A 15,572-nucleotide genomic window follows, 5' to 3' on the forward strand; every position below is an offset into this window, starting at 1 on the left:
ACCAGCGATATCGGAGATTCCGACATGAACAGCGTGATCGACCGTTCCCCAGCCGTGAACGCCGCAGGACCTTCCGCAGTAACGTGCGCGGCGCCGGCCAAAGGCGAGCCGTATCTGTTGACGCCCGGCCCGCTCACCACGGCGTTCTCGACCAAGGAAGCGATGCTGCGGGACTGGGGTTCGTGGGACGGCGATTTCCGCGCCATGACGGCGCTGCTGCGCAGCAGCCTGCTGGAGATTGCCGGAGACACAGCGGGAGAATACGACTGCGTGCCGCTGCAAGGCAGCGGCAGCTATTGCGTCGAAGCGATGCTCGGCAGTCTGATTCCGCGCGACGGCCACGCGCTCGTGCTGGCCAACGGCGCGTACGGCAAGCGCATCGCGACCACGCTCGGTTATCTCGGCCGCGCCTTTACGCTGCTCGACAAAGGCGACTACCTGCCGCCGCGCGGCGCGGAAGTGGAGCGCATGCTGGACGCCGAGCCACGCATCACGCACGTGGTCGCCGTGCATTGCGAAACCAGCTCGGGGATTCTGAACCCGCTCGCGGAAATCGCCGCCGCCACCGCGAAGAAGGGCCGCAAGCTGCTGATCGATTCGATGAGCGCCTTCGGCGCGGTGCCGCTCGACGTGCGCGAGATTGCCTGCGAGGCCTTCGTGTCGTCAGCGAATAAATGTATCGAGGGCGTGCCGGGCTTCGGATTCGTGATCGCCCGCAAGGGCGCGTTGCAGGAAGCGAAGGGACGCAGTCACTCGCTCGCGCTCGACGTCCATGATCAATGGGACGTGATGAACCGCACCGGCCAGTGGCGTTTCACGCCGCCCACGCACACCGTGGCCGCGTTTATCGAGGCGCTGCGGTTGCACAAGATGGAAGGCGGCCAGCCCGGACGGCTCGCGCGCTACGCGAATAATCGCGACGTGCTGGTGGCCGGCATGCACGACCTTGGCTTCGAGCCGCTGTTGAATGCGCGCTGGCGCTCGCCGATCATCGTGACGTTCTTCTCGCCGGCGCATGCGTCGTTCAAATTCGAGCGCTTCTACGAATTGATGAAGCAGCAGGGTTTCATCATCTATCCGGGCAAATTGACGGTGGCGGACAGCTTCCGGATCGGCTGCATCGGTCAGGTGGACGAGCACGTGATGCGCCGCGTCGTGGCGGCGTGCGGCAACGCGCTCGAATCGATGGGCGTCGAACAGGCCGCCCCGCCGGCGGCTGCGCTCGAAGAGCGCAAGAGATTGGCCGACGCGGCCTGAAGCACACAGCTCGGGCACATCGCGCGAGCTTTGGGAATTCCATGGGATCGAAGTAAATGAAACACGTAAAAGCAGTGATTTTCGATTGGGCCGGCACAGTGGTCGATTACGGTTCACTGGCCCCGATGGGCGCCTTCGTCGAGACCTTCGAACAGTTCGGCGTGCCGATCACGATCGATGAAGCGCGCGGTCCGATGGGCATGGCCAAGCGTCCGCATATCGCGGCGCTGATGGCGTTGCCGCGCGTCGCGCAGGCTTGGGCCGACAAGTACGGCCACGCGCCGGGCGAAGCGGATATCGACGCCGTGTACGACGTGTTCGTACCGAAGAACATCGCCGTGGCGGCGAGCTACAGCTCGGTGATTCCGGGCGTGGCTGACGTGGCGAGCGCGCTGCGCAGCGACGACATCCGGATCGGCACGACCACCGGCTATACGCGCGAGATCATGGCCGAAATCGTGCCGGGCGCGGCCGCGCAGGGGTTCTCGCCGGACAGCATCGTGTGCACCGGCGATACGCCGGAAGGCCGGCCGTCGCCGTACATGATCTACAAGACGTTGCCGGAACTGGGCGTGTGGCGCGCGAAGGATGCGATCAAGGTGGACGACACCGAAGTCGGCATCGAAGAGGGCATCAACGGCGGCACGTGGGCGGTCGGCGTCGCGGTGAGCGGCAACGCGTTCGGCATGGCCGAAGACGACGTCAAGGCGCTGGCGCCCGATGAGTTCGCATGGCGTCGCAAGGCGGCAATCGAGAAGCTGCAGGCGGCGGGCGCGCACTATGTGATCGACAGCGTCGCGGATCTGATGCCGGTGGTGTATGACATCGAGGCGCGTTTGGCGCGAGGCGAGCGGCCTTGACGAGGTGAGGGCGCGAGAAGCCTCTCTATTCCGGCACAATCACTCGAAGAACCCCACCGCCAGATCGATAAACTCGCGGATCTTGCGCGGTACGAACTCCCGGCTCGGATACACGAGCGACACCGCCACGTCACCGTTGAGCACGGCGTGATCTTCAAGGATCCGCACCAGCGTGCCCGCGCGCAATTCGTCGTCGACCATCTCGAGCGGCAGTAGCGCGATGCCCATCGCGCCGAGCGCTGCCTGTTTCTGCATGATCATGCTGTTGACGGTGAACGACGCATCGAGCGCGATGCTGTCTTCGCCGCCTTCGCCGTTGTCGAACACCCAGGTCTGCGGGCTCGTGTCGAGCGGTGCGGTGATTACGCGGTGCCGCGTAAGATCGGCAGGCGTTTTTGGATGGCCGGCCTGCGCGAGGTAAGCCGCCGACGCCACCGGCACCGCGTGCGAGTTGATCAGCCGGCGCACCACCAGCGACTCCGAGCGGATCATATGCTCGGTCACGATCCCCACGTCGAAGCCGCCTTCGAGCAGATCGACGCGTTTCTCCGTCAACGTGACGCGCAGATTCACACGCGGAAACTTCGCCTGATACTCGGCGAACAGCGGCGTGAGGCGAAATAACGAAAAGCTGCCCAGCGCGACGATGCGCAGATCGCCGGCGACTTCTTTCGACGCGGTGGTTGCGCGCGATTCCACTTCTTCGAGTTCGGTCATCAGGAGGCGGCAGCCGTCGGCATATTCGGCGCCGGTTTCGGTCAGCACGACCTTACGCGTGGTGCGCTGGAACAGGCGAATGCCGAGGTGCTTTTCAAGGCTCGACACGTGGCGCGTGACCACCGAGGTCGAGACGCCGAGTTGCTCGGCGGCCTGCGCGAAGCTGCCCGCGTCGGCGACCTTGACGAACGCCTGCATGGCCTGAAAGAGATTGATCATGTGAATGCGAAATACGCGCGGCGAGAGCGGGTGCAAATGTCTGTTGAAAAGGACGCGCTGCCCGTTTCTTGAGCAGACGCAAGCGGTGTGAGACCGGCGGGTGAATTGTACGTCCTGGCGCCAAGCGTCGATCCGCGCCGCCATGCCTGGCTTTGCGCGCCGACAAGCTTCGCGGCTGCTCAAGTTTCACGTGATTGTGCCGTTGACACGAGCTAATCACATTCTGGAACCCAGCCGTGCAACTCGCCTTCAGTAACGACCGTCTGTCCAGCCGCATGCAGTTCGATTCGTCCTGCGCCGGTGAACCCGAGGTGGAGTCGTCGGTCATTGAATGGCTGTTGCACGACGATCAGGTGATGCGCGAATGCTTCACCCACGCGGCGGAAATTCTCAAGAGCGTGACCGGCGCGGCGATCACCGCGATCACGCTGCTCGATGAGGAATACCAGCATTACCGCGCCGAGGTCGGCATGGCGATGCCGCTCGTCACGCGAGCCCGCTCGCTCGCCGACTATGCGGTGCGCGACGAGGAGTTGTTCGTCATCGAGGATGCGCACGACGACACGCGTTTCGGCGAATGCATGCTGGTGCAGCGGCATCCGTTCGTGCGTTTCTACGCGGCGATCGCGCTGCGCGCGCCCAATGGCGAGATCGTCGGCGCCTTGTGCGCGATGGACCCTGCGCCCGGCCGCCTCGACGCGGGGCAGCGCGGCGTGTTCTACCACCTGCGCGCGATGATCGAGAACGATCTGAAGATGCGCACGGCCACCGCGATCGATCCGCTGACGCAGTTGTACAACCGTCGTTTCCTGCTGGAGAGCGTCACGCGCCGCTGGAAGGAGGCGCGGGACGGCGACGTGATGGGTTCGGTCGTGGTCGACGTGGACTGGTTCAAGCAATACAACGATACCTACGGCCACCAGGCCGGCGATCAATGCCTGCGCAAAGTGGCCTCGGTGATGCAGGCCGCGGCCGACGGCGAACGCATCATTGTGGGGCGCATGGGCGGTGAGGAGTTCGGCCTGCTGGTGCTGCACGCGGAGCGCGCGGCGCTCGAAGACACACTCGCCACGCTTCGCCAGGGCGTGGAGGATCTGGCGATCGAGCATCGCGCGTCGCCGCTCGGCAGGGTGACCGTGAGCGTGGGCGCGTCGTTGACGCGCATCAGCGAGGCGTCACGGCCGGCGCATCGCGACGGTTTCGCGAGCGCGGATCGCGCGCTGTATCGATCGAAACATAGCGGTCGAAACCGGGTGACGATGGCGTAACGCGCCTGCGCGTTCAGGCGGTCTCAAGCTCCCCGCAGAGCCGGCTCACCCAGTCGGCGAACACGCGGAGTTTGGCGCTGTAACGGCGGCTCGGCGGATAGACGAGATAAACCTGCAGCGGCTCCGGCCGCCAGTCCGTCAGAATCGGCACGAGCTCGCCGCGCTGCACGGCCGGCCCCACCATGAAATCCAGCGTATGAACGATGCCGAGTCCCGCCAGCGCCGTGGCCAGATGAGCATTGCTTTCGCTCACCATCACCGTATTGCGAACCTTGTCGAGCACGATGCGCTCGCCGTCCTTCAGGAAATGCAAGGGCTGCGCGAGTCCGCTGCTCGCTGAAAAATAGCCGGCCACCGCGTGCCGATCATCAACGATCTGGCGCGGATGCACAGGCGTGCCACGTTCGGCCAGGTACGCCGGGCTCGCACACGTGGTCCAGCGCAGCGTGCCGATGGCGTGCGTGACCAGATTGGGATCGTCTCCCGTGCTGCGAATCGCGCAGTCGATGTTCTCCGCGATCAGATCGGCGGTCCGGTCCGTCACGCTCAGACGCACCTGAATGTCCGGATAGCGCGCGCAAAATTCGGGCAGCGCGGGAATCAGAATGCCGCTCGCGGTCGAGCCGCCGCTGTCGACCCGCAGCACGCCGCGCGGATTCGCGTGGTCGCGGCCCAAGGTCGCTTCGATATCGTCGAGTTCACTTAGCAAATGCCGCGTACGCTCGTAATACGCCGCGCCGTCCGTCGTGACGCTGACGCTGCGCGTGCTGCGTTCGAGCAGTTTCACGCCCAGATGATCTTCCAGCGACTTCACCCACTTGCTGACCGTTGCGTTCGGCATCTGCAGCGACTGCGCCGCCCGGCCGAAGCCGCCGGTTTCCACCACCCGCGCAAAGATGCGGATGGCCTGCAAATGATCCATAACGACTCCATTTCCCGATGATTATCCACGCATGTGGATAAAGAAGTCACAGAATACCTATTTATCTCTATTCGCGCATGGAATAAGCTCGTCGTCATGGTCAACCGACCTCACAAACCCAGGAGCAAATCATGAACACGTCCACACTCAATAACGTCAATCCCCGCAAACACGCCGGCAAGATCGTGCTGGTGACGGGCGGCAGCAGCGGCATCGGCTTCGCCGCCGCCACGCGTTTCGCTCAGGAAGGCGCGACTGTTTACATCACCGGCCGGCGTCAGGCCGAACTCGACGACGCCGTGGCGCGCATCGGCCACGGCGCCATTGCGATTCGCGCGGACGTTTCTTCAGCCGACGACCTCGACCGGATGTTCAGCACGGTGCAGGCCGCCCATGACCGGCTCGACATTCTGTTCGCGAATGCGGGCGGCGGCGAGTTCTCGCCGCTCGGCGCGATCACCGAGGCGCAGTTCGACAAGTACTTCGGCATCAACGTCAAAGGCACGCTGTTCACGGTGCAGAAAGCCTTGCCGTTGATGCGTCCCGGCAGCGCGATCGTCATTACCGGTTCGATCGCCGGGAACAAGGGCATGCCGGCCTTCGGCGTATATGCGGCGACCAAGGCCGCGCTGCGCTCGTTCGCGCGTACGTGGGCGACCGATCTCAAAGGCCGTGGAATTCGCGTCAACGTGGTAGCGCCCGGCGTGGTGGTGACGCCGGCCTACAAGTCCGAACTGGGCATGAGCGACGAGCAGATCGCCGCTTTCACCCAGCAGGCCAGCGAAACGACGCCGCTTGGTCGCGTGGGCGAACCGGACGAGATCGCCAAGGCCGTCTCGTTCCTGGCTTCCGACGACGCGAGCTACATCACGGGGATCGAAATGGCTGTCGACGGCGGCATGGCGCAGGTGTAGCACTACCAGGCAATCGTCGGGTCCTCACGTGAAAAGGCCGGATTTTCCGGCCTTTTTTGCATGTGAAGCGCCAAAGGCCACGACGCATGCAGCAAAACATTCCGATTGTCATCGAGCGAATGGATTGAGTTTCTCAGGCGCGCGTCCGCGTGAGCTTTTATCCGCTACGCATAAGGTTCTCTTAAGCTTCAACTGTTCAGATAGAAGGAGATGGTTGCGTCAGAGCGGAGCGTGAGAGCGCTTCGCCTCGCCGGCGGAAGGAGCCGCTGGTTGCACGCGCAACGAAAAATAACCGAGAAAGACAACGATGCGTAACGGACGAAAATCCGCTCGAGAGGCAGACAAGGCGCTGTGCAGATCCACCTACATGATGGAGTTGGCGCGCGGCAGTTCGTATATTGCCAGCACGTTGACACCGATCACGCAACGAACCGCCATTGCTGAAGTGCTGAACGGATTTCGCGAGCAGCACGGCGCCGACACCGCGCTCATCTTCCGTGATCTGCTGGCCGAGAGCCTCAAGAATCGCAAAGACGCGCTTGCGGCGGAAGCGGTGCTGAATTTCGAGCTGCACTAGTCGCGCGAGCCTCCGCTCCCGATCAGCTTCAGTCCCACCGGCAGCGACTCGCCGAACACGCGGCCTTCGTCGGCGTTATCGAGCTCGACGCTCTCGCTCACCATGGTGATCCACGCGCGCGGCGCGTTGGCCGCTTCGAGGCGGCGCACTACCGCAAGACGCAGGTCTTCGGGCAGGTCGCGCGAGCGGTCGCCGGTCAGGCGGGCGATCTGCACGGCGGCGAACGCGGCGGGATCGACCTTCTTCCAGTCGAGCGCGAGGATCGCGTTGAGCCATGCGCCGGCAGTCTGCGGCGGAACGACGCTGTGCGCACTGCCGTAGAACGGCCGCCGCGCACCGATACGGCCGACCGCCCACCAGCTTTGATGATTTTCAGCAGGCTTCTTCAGACGCGTCAGCACCGATTCGCCAAGCTCGATCTTGCGCTCCACCGGAATCCGTTCGAGCGATGCGCTCAGCCGAACCATGTCGGTGAAGCCGGTTTTCGCCACGTCGAACGGCAGCTTGTGGCGCGATTGCGCGGCGCCTTGCAGATAGGCCATGGCGTCGAGCACGCGCAGTTGCGCGCTTTCGTCGAGGCCGCCGGCGGCGCGCCGCCAGAGCGTCCACCATTCCGACCAGACTTGGCTTTCGTTGACGTACTGGATGCCGTCGTCGAACAGCGACCAGAGTTGTTCGACGCGCCATTCGTCGAGTGGATAGCCGAAGCCCGGCCGCACGCAATAGCCGGCCAGATTCAGCCAGAGGCGTTCGTGATCCGCCGAGCGGCGCCGGCGGCGCGCGCGTTCCCACAGCGCGCCGAACAGTTCGCGCAGCAATGCGCTGTTCCAGCTTTCGCGCGAGCCCAGCAGTTGTTCGAGTTGCGAGCGCAGGCGTTTGACTTCTTTTGGATCGACTTTCTGCGCGCGGGAGCCGAAGCAGCGGTCGATGTGGTCGATCGCCTGGTCGAGCGCCGGATGGCGAGCCGGTGCGGCGTCGTCTGCCAGGTTTGTTTGCGCGTCTTCACGGCGCAACTGGAATTCGAGCAGCCAGCGCTGCGCGGGATTGTCGAGTTCAATGCAATGGACGTCGAGCGTGCCCACTTCGGTGAGCGACGTCGCGATCCGCACCGCGGTCTCGCGCGCGCTCTTCGCGCCGCGCGGCTGCACGATGGTCGCGAGTGGCGGCAGGCGGACAAAATCGCCGCCGGCCAGATCGATCAGTTCGCCGGGTCGATACGCCGTATCCGCGCTCGACGAGACAAGGTGAAACCGCACCGGATGCCCGAGACGCAGCGCGAAGGTGCGATCCGCGATCAGAATCTCGTGGCCTTCTTCCGTGCCGCGCGGCAGCAGGCAGATGCCGCGTTGTACGGGCTCGCCATTGGTTTTGCCGTCGCCGGCTTCGTCGAGCACGAGGAAGTAGCTGCGCGGCGAGCCGCCGCCGATTTTCGGCGCGTTGCCCGAGCGCGCGAGCGAATAGGCGACCGCGCCGCGCGCCACGGCCACGTCGGGATTGTCGTTGTGCAGCACGTTGAGCGCTGCGCCGCGCCACGTGCCCAAGGTGCTGGCCAGACGCTGCGTAAGCGCCTCGGCGCGGAACACGCCGCCGTTCAGCAGCAACGTGTCGGGCACTGGCAGCGTTGCTTCGTCCGGTGAACCGGAGGACTCGACGATGCCCAGCGCCTTGCGCGATTGCGCCGCGAAGCGGCTCAGAAACGCTGCGATATGACGCGTGACGGCGGCATCGGTCGCATAGGGCAGGCCGAATTCGACGATCGCGCCACGCGGCCGCCCAGGCCGTTCATGCGACGCCACCGCCGGAAAGAACCCGTCGACGATGATCCGCTCGACCTCGTCGCGCGTGACTTGCGCCGTGCGCGCGCCGCCGATCAGCTTCGAGCCCGCGCCGAGCATTGTGATCGACGTGGAGTCGGGCGCCTGCGCGCCGAGCAGCTGTTCCTTGGCGTTGCGGCAACGCTCGACCAGTTGCGACAGGCTCGCCGCCGACAAACGCGCGCGCTCGCCCGACTGGTTCGAGCCGCCCGGCAGCCGCGCTTCCACCAGATGCGCGAGCGCCAGGTCCATGTTGTCGCCGCCGAGCATCAGATGATTGCCCACGCCGATGCGCGTGAGTTGCGGCTCGCCGTCGCGCAGGCCGACTTCGATCAGCGTGAGGTCGGTGGTGCCGCCGCCCACGTCGCAGATCAGCACGAGACGGGTGTCCGCGAGTTCGCTTGCCAGCTGCTCTCGATGATGAAACAGCCAGTCATAAAACGCCGCTTGCGGCTCCTCCAGCAGCCTCAAAGCAGGCAAGCCGGCCATGCGGGCGGCTTCCACGGTCAGCGCTCGCGCGCCTTCGTCGAACGATGCCGGCACTGTCAGCACTACATCCTGGTGTTCGAGCGGCGCGTCTGGAAAACGCTGGTTCCAGGCCGCGCGCACATGCGCCAGATAGCTCGCGCTGGCTTCGACCGGCGAGACTTTGCGGACGTCGTCGGCGGCGCCCCACGGCAGGATCGGCGCGGTGCGATCCACCGACGCATGCGAGAGCCAGCTCTTCGCGCTCGACACCAGCCGGCCGGGCACCTGAGCGCCCAGCACGCGAGCGAGCCGGCCGATCACGACCGGCTGCGCGTCCTGCTGTGTATCTTTGCGCGCGCCGCTCTGATCCGCACCGGACCACGGCAATTGCAGATCGCCGGCGTTCAGTTCGCCTTGCGCCGCCTGATAGCGCACCGAGGGCAGAAGCGGCCGCGCGGCCACTTCGCCGGGGCTCACCAGTTGCTCGATCTCGAAGACGCGGATCAGCGGCGACCCACCCGGCGATCCCGCCTCCGCATAGGCGAGCACCGTGTTGCTGGTGCCGAGATCGATACCGACGCTATACCGCTTCATCTCATTCACGCATTCGCGTTGCCGCGCACGTCGAACTCGACTTTCCAGCGCTCGTCGGTGCCGCGCGGCACGGCTTCGAGTTCGAGCGTGCCCGCTTCGGTGACGCGCGCGCGCAGCTTCACCGGCACGACTTCACCGGCGTTGCGGCCTGAGGCGGGCAGCGTCGCCTGAATCTCTTCGAGTTCCTGCAATTCCTCGGGGCCCCAGAAGTCGAGCAGCGTGCCGACCTGATCCTGCCGACGCACCGACGACCCGAAGAAGCGGAAGTGCACCGGCTCGCCGACCACGAGGCCGAATTCCTGCGCGGGCAGTTCGGCCTCGGTGCCTTCCTCCATGCCGAAGGGCGCCACACACAGCGCCTGGATCGGCGGTTCGAGGCCGGGCACGGCGGGCATCGCCGATTCGATCGCGATGTAATACGCGCGCGCCGTGCCGCCGCGAATCCGCACGCCGCGGCCGCGTCGCACATAGCCGTAATAGGCCGCGCCGCGTGCGACGGCGAGATCGAGATCGGCGCCTTCGAGCAGCCGTGCCGGCGCCGCGCCTTCGGCGGCGAGCCAGTTGTTCAGCGTGCCCATGATGCGTTCGACCAGCAGCGGCGACTTGAACACGCCGCCGTTGAACAGCACCGCCGTCGGATGCAGGAAGCTCGCGTTCTCCGCAGCCGCAATGCCGCTCGTTCCCGCCAGTTCAGCGAGCGCGCCCAGCTGGCGGCCGAGGAACGCCGCCAGATGCCGCGTGATGCCGGCGTCCTGCGCATACGGCAGGCCGAGCTGCGTGAGACCGGCGCGCGCGCGGCTCACCGGACGCGCGGCGCTGTCCACCTGCGGGAAGAAGCCTTCGAGAATCGTCTGGGTCAATTCGGCGCGCGTGAGTTCGGTGCGGATCGAGCCGCCGATCAGCTTCGAGCCGCGGCTGGGCACGACGAGCGGCACGGTATCGGTGGCCGGATCGCTGAGCAGCGTTTCCTTGGCCGAGCGGCACGCGTAGGTGAGGGCGCGCAACTGCCACGCGTCGGCCTGGGTGCCGGCTGCCGCCAGCTTGCGCGCGACCACGTGCGCGAGCGCGAGGTCCATGTTGTCGCCGCCGAGCAGAATGTGTTCGCCGACCGCCACGCGATGCAGCTCGAGATTGCCTTCGCGCTCGATCACGGCGATCAGCGAGAGGTCGGTCGTGCCGCCGCCCACATCGACCACGAGGATGATGTCGCCGATCTTCACCTGCTTGCGCCAGTCGCCGCCGCTCTTCTGGATCCAGCTATACAGCGCGGCCTGCGGTTCTTCGAGCAGCGTCATGCGGCCGAAGCCTGCCGCCTCGGCGGCTTCGGCGGTCAGTTCGCGCGCGGCCGGGTCGAACGATGCCGGGATCGTCACCGTGATGTCCTGTTCGCCGAACGGTGCGTCGGGATGCGCGTGGTCCCAGGCTTCGCGCAAGTGCGTCAGATAACGCACCGAGCTTTCGAGCGGCGAGACGCGCGCGACTTCGGGCGGCGCGTCGTTGGGCAGAATCGCCGCGCGCCGGTCCACGCCCGGATGGCACAACCAGCTCTTCGCACTCGACACGAGCCGGATCGGCGTGGCTGCGCCGCGACTGCGGGCGAATTCGCCGACCGCGAATTCGCGCTGGCCGGTCCACGGCAGATACAGGTCGCCCGAGGCGAGTTCGTCAGGGTGCGGCAGATACAGGAACGAGGGCAGCAGATCGAGGTTGTCGATCGCGCCGGGGCCCGTGAGCTGCGCGATCGGCAGCACGCCTTGCGAGGTCTTTTCGCCGTCGCTGGCGCTGGTGTCCACATAGGACAGCGCGCAGTGCGTGGTGCCCAGATCGATGCCGATGGCGTAGCGTGACTGGCGTGCGTCGCTCATAGCTCCACCTCGGCCGGTGCGATCACTTTCGCGTTGTGGCTGTCCGTGAGCTTCGGCAGACGCACTTCGTCGACGCGCCAGCCGCGATGGCTGATGCTGCCGTTGAACGGCGCCTTGCCGACGACATTGCCGGTCAGGCGAATCGAAGCCGCGTCGAAACCTTCGGCCAGCGTGACGCGGCTGCCTTCGGCTTCGTCGCGCACCGGGCGGATCGTGAAGTGCTCGCGCAGCGTCGCGCGGCAACCGTCGTGCACGAGGCGCGCGGCCGCGCCGATATCGGCGTCGCTATAGTTCTTGATGTCTTCCTCGACGAAATCGATGAAGCGCGCGTCGCGTTGCAGCAGGCCGAGCAGTTGCAAGGCGGCGTCGGGGCTTGCTTCCTTCAGCACGGGCGCGGGTTGCGGCGCGGGTGCGGCTGCGGGCGCCGGCGTGGGCGCGGTGTTTGCCTCAACGCCGTCACGCAGACGCAGGACTCCGGCGGCGAATTCGCCATCGCCGAGGATGCGGAAGAACGTGCCCACGGCCAGGGAAATCCTGCCGAGGAAGGATGGATTCGAATCGGTCATAAATGCTCCTGAGGTGCTCTGTTAAAGGACGAGCTGTCCTGGCTGCGCCGCACGCGGCCGGCCGCCGGAGCCCCATTGAGCTTGAGCGGGCGGTCGTCGTGCGAGATTGCGAAGGCCGTCGGCGTGCATGCCGCCGGCGTCTGATTTACCGGGCTGCGCGGCGCGGTCGGCGCGCGCAAAACCCGTATTTTGCCTTGCGGCGAGCCCGAAGCGGGCAAAGGCGGCCATTCTAGCGGGCAATGCGGCGAGATTGGCGGCTTGTCACGGGCGTGTGATGAGCATTTCCGTGCGGCTCGTTCGCGCGATGTTCACGTAGGGTTCACGCAGGGTTCACGCCTTGTGCGGGCCGAATTCGGCCACCACCTGGTCGATGAACGCGCGCAGTTTCGGCGTGACGCGGCTGGCGGGAAATACCAGATGCATCGGCCGCGCGGTCGCTTCGTAGCCGGTCAGCAGGCGCACGAGGCGGCCCGCCGCGAGTTCGTCTTTCACGGCCACTTCGGGAGCGAGCATCACGCCGCCGCCGTTGAGCGCGGCGGCCAGCAGCGCCTTCACGTCGTTGACCTCGAAGCGGCCGGCAATCGGCACCGCCTGTTCGCCCTGGGCATCGGCGAAACGCCATTCGGTGGCGGCCGGCATGCTCGTGTAGACGAAGCTCAGACACTCGTGTGCGGTCAGGTCCCGCGGCGTGCGTGGTTCGCCGCGTTCCGCCAGATAGCCGGGCGATGCGCACGCCACCAACCGGTACGGCATCAACGGCCGCGCGATCAGCGACGAATCCGACAGCGCGCCGAGGCGGACCGCCGCCTCGTAACCCTCGTCGATCAGATCGACAAAGCGGTCCGTCAATGTCAACTCGACCCGCACCTCGGGATGCGCTTTCAGATAGCGCGTGATCAGCGGCGCAAGACAGCAGGCGCCGAACGTGACGGGCGCGGTAATGCGCAGGCGTCCGCGCGGCGACGCCGACAGTTCCTGAGCGACCGACTCCGCCGCCGCCGCGTCGGCGAGCAGCGCCTTGCAGCGCTCATAGAAGATCTGGCCGATTTCGGTGAGGCTCTGGCGGCGCGTGGTGCGGTTCAGCAGCCGGGCGCCGACACGCTCTTCGAGCGTGCTCACGTGCTTGCCGGCCATCTGCGACGAGATGCCGAACGCGAGCGCCGCCGCGGCGAACGAGCCGCTGTCGGCGGTTTTGACGAAGATTGCCATGCTGGTCAGTCGATCCATGGTTTCCCCACTCCTGCTTTCGACAGTCGTCGAATTTCACGTGTTTATCCCATTCAAGTTTTGAATCATAGTGGTTCTCACCGGCGAGCGTGGCTCGTCGGAGCGATCCTCGGACATGCATGGAGTGTGAAACATGAAGATAGGCATTCTCGGCGCGGGCTTTATCGGCCGCGCGATGGCGACGCTGGCGAAGCAGAACGTTCACGAAGTGATGATCAGCAATTCGCGCGATCCGCGGACCTTGATCAGCACCGCTGCCGCGCTCGGCTGCGCGGTGGGGACGGCGCAGGAGGCGGCGAGGTTCGGCGAAGTGGTCGTGGTCGCCGTGCCGTTCAGCAGCATCGACGCGTTGCCGGCTGCGGCGCTCGACGGCAAGATCGTGATCGACACTTGCAATCATTATCCCGAGCGCGATGGCCAGATCGAGGCGCTCGCCAGCCACGCCACGACCACCAGCCAATTGCTCGCGGCTGCGTTGCCCGGCGCTCGCGTGGTGAAAGCCTTCAACGCGATTCTGGCGAGGGACCTCGAAACCGACGGCTCGGCACCGCATACGCCGAAGCGTCGCGCGCTGCCGTTCGCCGGTGACGACGAATCGGCCAAACGCGTCGTAAGCGAACTGCTGGATCAGTTCGGTTTCGATCCCGTCGATGCCGGCGCGCTGGCGGACAGTTGGCGCTTTGAGCGCGCGAAGCCCGTGTATTGCATTGCGCTCGATCGAGCCGGCATGCTGGAAGGATTAGCCGCGGCACAGCGGGATGTGGAGATGGCGCATGGGTCGTGGCGGCATTGAGTGACGGGCGAATACCGCCACATTCGAGCCGACGGCACATGGGTCGGCCGCCATCGTCAGCTGTGTAAGTGCAGCGCGCTTCGAAAACGGTCCCGCGAGACGATGAGATGCACCGGGCCATGCCGCTCTTTGCGCGAGCGAGCGAGGAAGAATTCGCGGCGCACCAGGCCGCGAGTTTTGTCCGGCCATGAGGCCGGACAAAGCAAGCTGTTCACCTTCAACGGACTCGGACCCCGATCCGCCGGGCACCGTCTCCCGAAAGTCGCTTAAACCTTGACGACGGAGGCCTGATAGATTTCGTCGACGGCCTTCTCGAGCGCCGCGTCGAACTCGCTGTCGCTCATCGATTGCTTGAGCTCGTTGATCAATGCCCTCGAAAAGCTGGCGATCATGCCGTGATTCGAAGCGAGCCGTTTGCACGCGTCGGCTCGCGTGTAGCCGCCGGACAGCGCCACCACCCGTGCGACACGCGGGTGCTCGATCAGCGGACGATAGAAGTCGGCCGCATCGGGTATGGTCAGCTTGAGCATCACGCGGCGGCTAGCCGGCAACGCGTCGAGACCTTTGGTCAGTTCGGCGAGGAGGGTGGCTTCCGCGCCGGGCTTGTCGGGACTCTTGATCGAAATCTCGGGTTCGAGGATCGGCAGGAGGCCGTGCGCATCGATCTGCGCCGCCAGTTCGAACTGTTGCTTGACGATCGCGGCGATCCCGCTTTGCGAATTCAGATTGATGACCGATCGCATCTTGGTGCCGCAGATGCCGAGCTTCACCGCCCGCGCGAGCAGATCGTCGAGGCCAGGAATCGGCTTCATCAACTGGACACCGTCCGCTTCGGCTTGCAGGCCCTTGTCGACCTTCAGGAAGGGCACGACGCCGCGGTCTTCCCACAGAAAGCGCGGAACGGGCTTGCCCTGAGCCTGTCCGTCCATGGTCGCCTCGAACAGGATGGCGCCGATGATTTTGTCCCCCGTAAAGGCGGGCGCCGTGATGATACGCACGCGCATCTCGTGTATCAGTTTGAACATTTCGGCGTCACCGTTGTAGGCGCTCTCCGGAATGCCGTATAGCCGCAGTGCGCCAGGGGTCGATCCGCCGCTCTGGTCCAGGGCGGCAAAAAATCCCTGCTTTTCACAAACTTGCGCCAGCATCTTCTCATCAGCCACGATCGTCTCCCTCTCTTTCACAGTGGAATATCGAACCAGCACGTCCGGTCGCGACGCGTCGAGTTGCATACGTTCAGTGTCACGATGTTAATGCAAATGTCGGATTTGGCGAAAAAACGGTGGCCGGCGCGGCTAGTCGCCTGGCGCGGGCATTCTTTGGGTACGGCGTTCAGGCGCCGCGCGAGGGTATCGGTGGATTGGCGCGAACGGGACTACGTGCTCGTTGCGATCGCGACAGGTGCAGTCAACGAGCACTGTCCTGCCTGGCATACGTCGACTCCCATCCACCACCCAGCACCTTGCACAGCGTGATGAGGTTCGCGTCGGCTTCGGCCCTGCTTTGCTCCA

General features: G+C 65.4%; 13 protein-coding genes. 6 read left to right on the forward strand and 7 right to left on the reverse strand.

Annotation, left to right across the window (positions count from 1 at the left end):
• The first annotated feature begins 24 nt into the window (after nucleotides 1–24).
• Both B0G73_RS27780 and phnX read left to right on the forward strand, forming a co-directional pair.
• Nucleotides 25–1,257: a 2-aminoethylphosphonate--pyruvate transaminase gene (locus tag B0G73_RS27780; RefSeq protein ID WP_106284377.1), complete on the forward strand. Its 1,233-nt coding sequence runs from the start codon at nucleotides 25–27 to the stop codon at nucleotides 1,255–1,257.
• Between the two features lie 56 nt (nucleotides 1,258–1,313).
• Entirely contained in the window at nucleotides 1,314–2,117 is an 804-nt protein-coding gene (phnX, locus tag B0G73_RS27785; RefSeq protein WP_106284378.1) for a phosphonoacetaldehyde hydrolase, read from the forward strand.
• A gap of 39 nt (nucleotides 2,118–2,156) precedes the next feature.
• Here phnX and B0G73_RS27790 read toward each other — a convergent pair whose 3' ends face one another.
• Complete coding sequence (locus B0G73_RS27790) at nucleotides 2,157–3,053, reverse strand: LysR family transcriptional regulator (RefSeq protein WP_106284379.1); 897 nt, start codon at nucleotides 3,051–3,053, stop codon at nucleotides 2,157–2,159.
• A gap of 236 nt (nucleotides 3,054–3,289) precedes the next feature.
• Here B0G73_RS27790 and B0G73_RS27795 point away from each other — a divergent pair, with 236 nt between their 5' ends.
• Nucleotides 3,290–4,321 (forward strand): sensor domain-containing diguanylate cyclase, encoded by a 1,032-nt coding sequence (locus B0G73_RS27795; protein ID WP_258193540.1) that lies wholly within the window; start codon nucleotides 3,290–3,292, stop codon nucleotides 4,319–4,321.
• Between the two features lie 13 nt (nucleotides 4,322–4,334).
• Here the strand turns inward: B0G73_RS27795 and B0G73_RS27800 are convergent, their stop codons facing one another.
• Nucleotides 4,335–5,243, reverse strand: a complete 909-nt coding sequence (locus B0G73_RS27800) for a LysR family transcriptional regulator (RefSeq protein ID WP_106284380.1) — start codon at nucleotides 5,241–5,243, stop codon at nucleotides 4,335–4,337.
• Between the two features lie 131 nt (nucleotides 5,244–5,374).
• Here B0G73_RS27800 and B0G73_RS27805 point away from each other — a divergent pair, with 131 nt between their 5' ends.
• Together B0G73_RS27805 and B0G73_RS27810 are read left to right on the forward strand one after the other, a co-directional pair.
• Nucleotides 5,375–6,157 (forward strand): glucose 1-dehydrogenase, encoded by a 783-nt coding sequence (locus tag B0G73_RS27805; protein ID WP_106284381.1) that lies wholly within the window; start codon nucleotides 5,375–5,377, stop codon nucleotides 6,155–6,157.
• 307 nt (nucleotides 6,158–6,464) lie between these two features.
• Nucleotides 6,465–6,734: a hypothetical protein gene (locus B0G73_RS27810; protein ID WP_258193545.1), complete on the forward strand. Its 270-nt coding sequence runs from the start codon at nucleotides 6,465–6,467 to the stop codon at nucleotides 6,732–6,734.
• Here B0G73_RS27810 and B0G73_RS27815 read toward each other — a convergent pair.
• The 4 genes from B0G73_RS27815 to B0G73_RS27830 all read right to left on the reverse strand — a co-directional run bounded on the left by B0G73_RS27815 (nucleotide 6,731) and on the right by B0G73_RS27830 (nucleotide 13,268).
• Nucleotides 6,731–9,610, reverse strand: a complete 2,880-nt coding sequence (locus B0G73_RS27815; RefSeq protein WP_106284383.1) for an Hsp70 family protein — start codon at nucleotides 9,608–9,610, stop codon at nucleotides 6,731–6,733. The genes B0G73_RS27810 and B0G73_RS27815 overlap by 4 nt on opposite strands.
• Nucleotides 9,611–9,615: 5 nt before the next feature.
• The gene (locus B0G73_RS27820) at nucleotides 9,616–11,475 is read right to left on the reverse strand and encodes an Hsp70 family protein (RefSeq protein WP_106284384.1); all 1,860 of its coding nucleotides are present in this window, start codon (nucleotides 11,473–11,475) and stop codon (nucleotides 9,616–9,618) included.
• Nucleotides 11,472–12,041: a DUF2760 domain-containing protein gene (locus B0G73_RS27825; RefSeq protein WP_106284385.1), complete on the reverse strand. Its 570-nt coding sequence runs from the start codon at nucleotides 12,039–12,041 to the stop codon at nucleotides 11,472–11,474. Before B0G73_RS27825 ends, B0G73_RS27820 begins: the two co-directional genes overlap by 4 nt.
• 330 nt (nucleotides 12,042–12,371) lie before the next feature.
• Complete coding sequence (locus B0G73_RS27830) at nucleotides 12,372–13,268, reverse strand: LysR family transcriptional regulator (RefSeq protein WP_106284386.1); 897 nt, start codon at nucleotides 13,266–13,268, stop codon at nucleotides 12,372–12,374.
• A 133-nt stretch (nucleotides 13,269–13,401) separates the two neighbouring features.
• Here B0G73_RS27830 and B0G73_RS27835 point away from each other — a divergent pair, with 133 nt between their 5' ends.
• Entirely contained in the window at nucleotides 13,402–14,061 is a 660-nt protein-coding gene (locus B0G73_RS27835; RefSeq protein ID WP_106284387.1) for an NADPH-dependent F420 reductase, read from the forward strand.
• Nucleotides 14,062–14,327: 266 nt separating this feature from the next.
• Here the strand turns inward: B0G73_RS27835 and B0G73_RS27840 are convergent, their stop codons facing one another.
• Nucleotides 14,328–15,209, reverse strand: coding sequence for a fructose bisphosphate aldolase (locus B0G73_RS27840; RefSeq protein WP_374957038.1), 882 nt, complete (start codon nucleotides 15,207–15,209; stop codon nucleotides 14,328–14,330).
• Between the last annotated feature and the right edge of the window lie 363 nt (nucleotides 15,210–15,572).

Source organism: Paraburkholderia sp. BL25I1N1 (genome assembly GCF_003002025.1).
Classification (GTDB): domain Bacteria; phylum Pseudomonadota; class Gammaproteobacteria; order Burkholderiales; family Burkholderiaceae; genus Paraburkholderia.

What these genes read in the sequence shown, in the direction of transcription:
- B0G73_RS27780 (WP_106284377.1), top strand. Translation starts at nt 25, where the DNA reads ATGAACAGCGTGATCGACCGTTCCCCAGCCGTGAACGCCGCAGGACCT.
- phnX (WP_106284378.1), top strand. Translation starts at nt 1,314, where the DNA reads ATGAAACACGTAAAAGCAGTGATTTTCGATTGGGCCGGCACAGTGGTC.
- B0G73_RS27790 (WP_106284379.1), bottom strand. Translation starts at nt 3,053, where the DNA reads ATGATCAATCTCTTTCAGGCCATGCAGGCGTTCGTCAAGGTCGCCGAC.
- B0G73_RS27800 (WP_106284380.1), bottom strand. Translation starts at nt 5,243, where the DNA reads ATGGATCATTTGCAGGCCATCCGCATCTTTGCGCGGGTGGTGGAAACC.
- B0G73_RS27805 (WP_106284381.1), top strand. Translation starts at nt 5,375, where the DNA reads ATGAACACGTCCACACTCAATAACGTCAATCCCCGCAAACACGCCGGC.
- B0G73_RS27810 (WP_258193545.1), top strand. Translation starts at nt 6,465, where the DNA reads ATGCGTAACGGACGAAAATCCGCTCGAGAGGCAGACAAGGCGCTGTGC.
- B0G73_RS27815 (WP_106284383.1), bottom strand. Translation starts at nt 9,610, where the DNA reads ATGAAGCGGTATAGCGTCGGTATCGATCTCGGCACCAGCAACACGGTG.
- B0G73_RS27820 (WP_106284384.1), bottom strand. Translation starts at nt 11,475, where the DNA reads ATGAGCGACGCACGCCAGTCACGCTACGCCATCGGCATCGATCTGGGC.
- B0G73_RS27825 (WP_106284385.1), bottom strand. Translation starts at nt 12,041, where the DNA reads ATGACCGATTCGAATCCATCCTTCCTCGGCAGGATTTCCCTGGCCGTG.
- B0G73_RS27830 (WP_106284386.1), bottom strand. Translation starts at nt 13,268, where the DNA reads ATGGATCGACTGACCAGCATGGCAATCTTCGTCAAAACCGCCGACAGC.
- B0G73_RS27835 (WP_106284387.1), top strand. Translation starts at nt 13,402, where the DNA reads ATGAAGATAGGCATTCTCGGCGCGGGCTTTATCGGCCGCGCGATGGCG.
- B0G73_RS27840 (WP_374957038.1), bottom strand. Translation starts at nt 15,209, where the DNA reads ATGCTGGCGCAAGTTTGTGAAAAGCAGGGATTTTTTGCCGCCCTGGAC.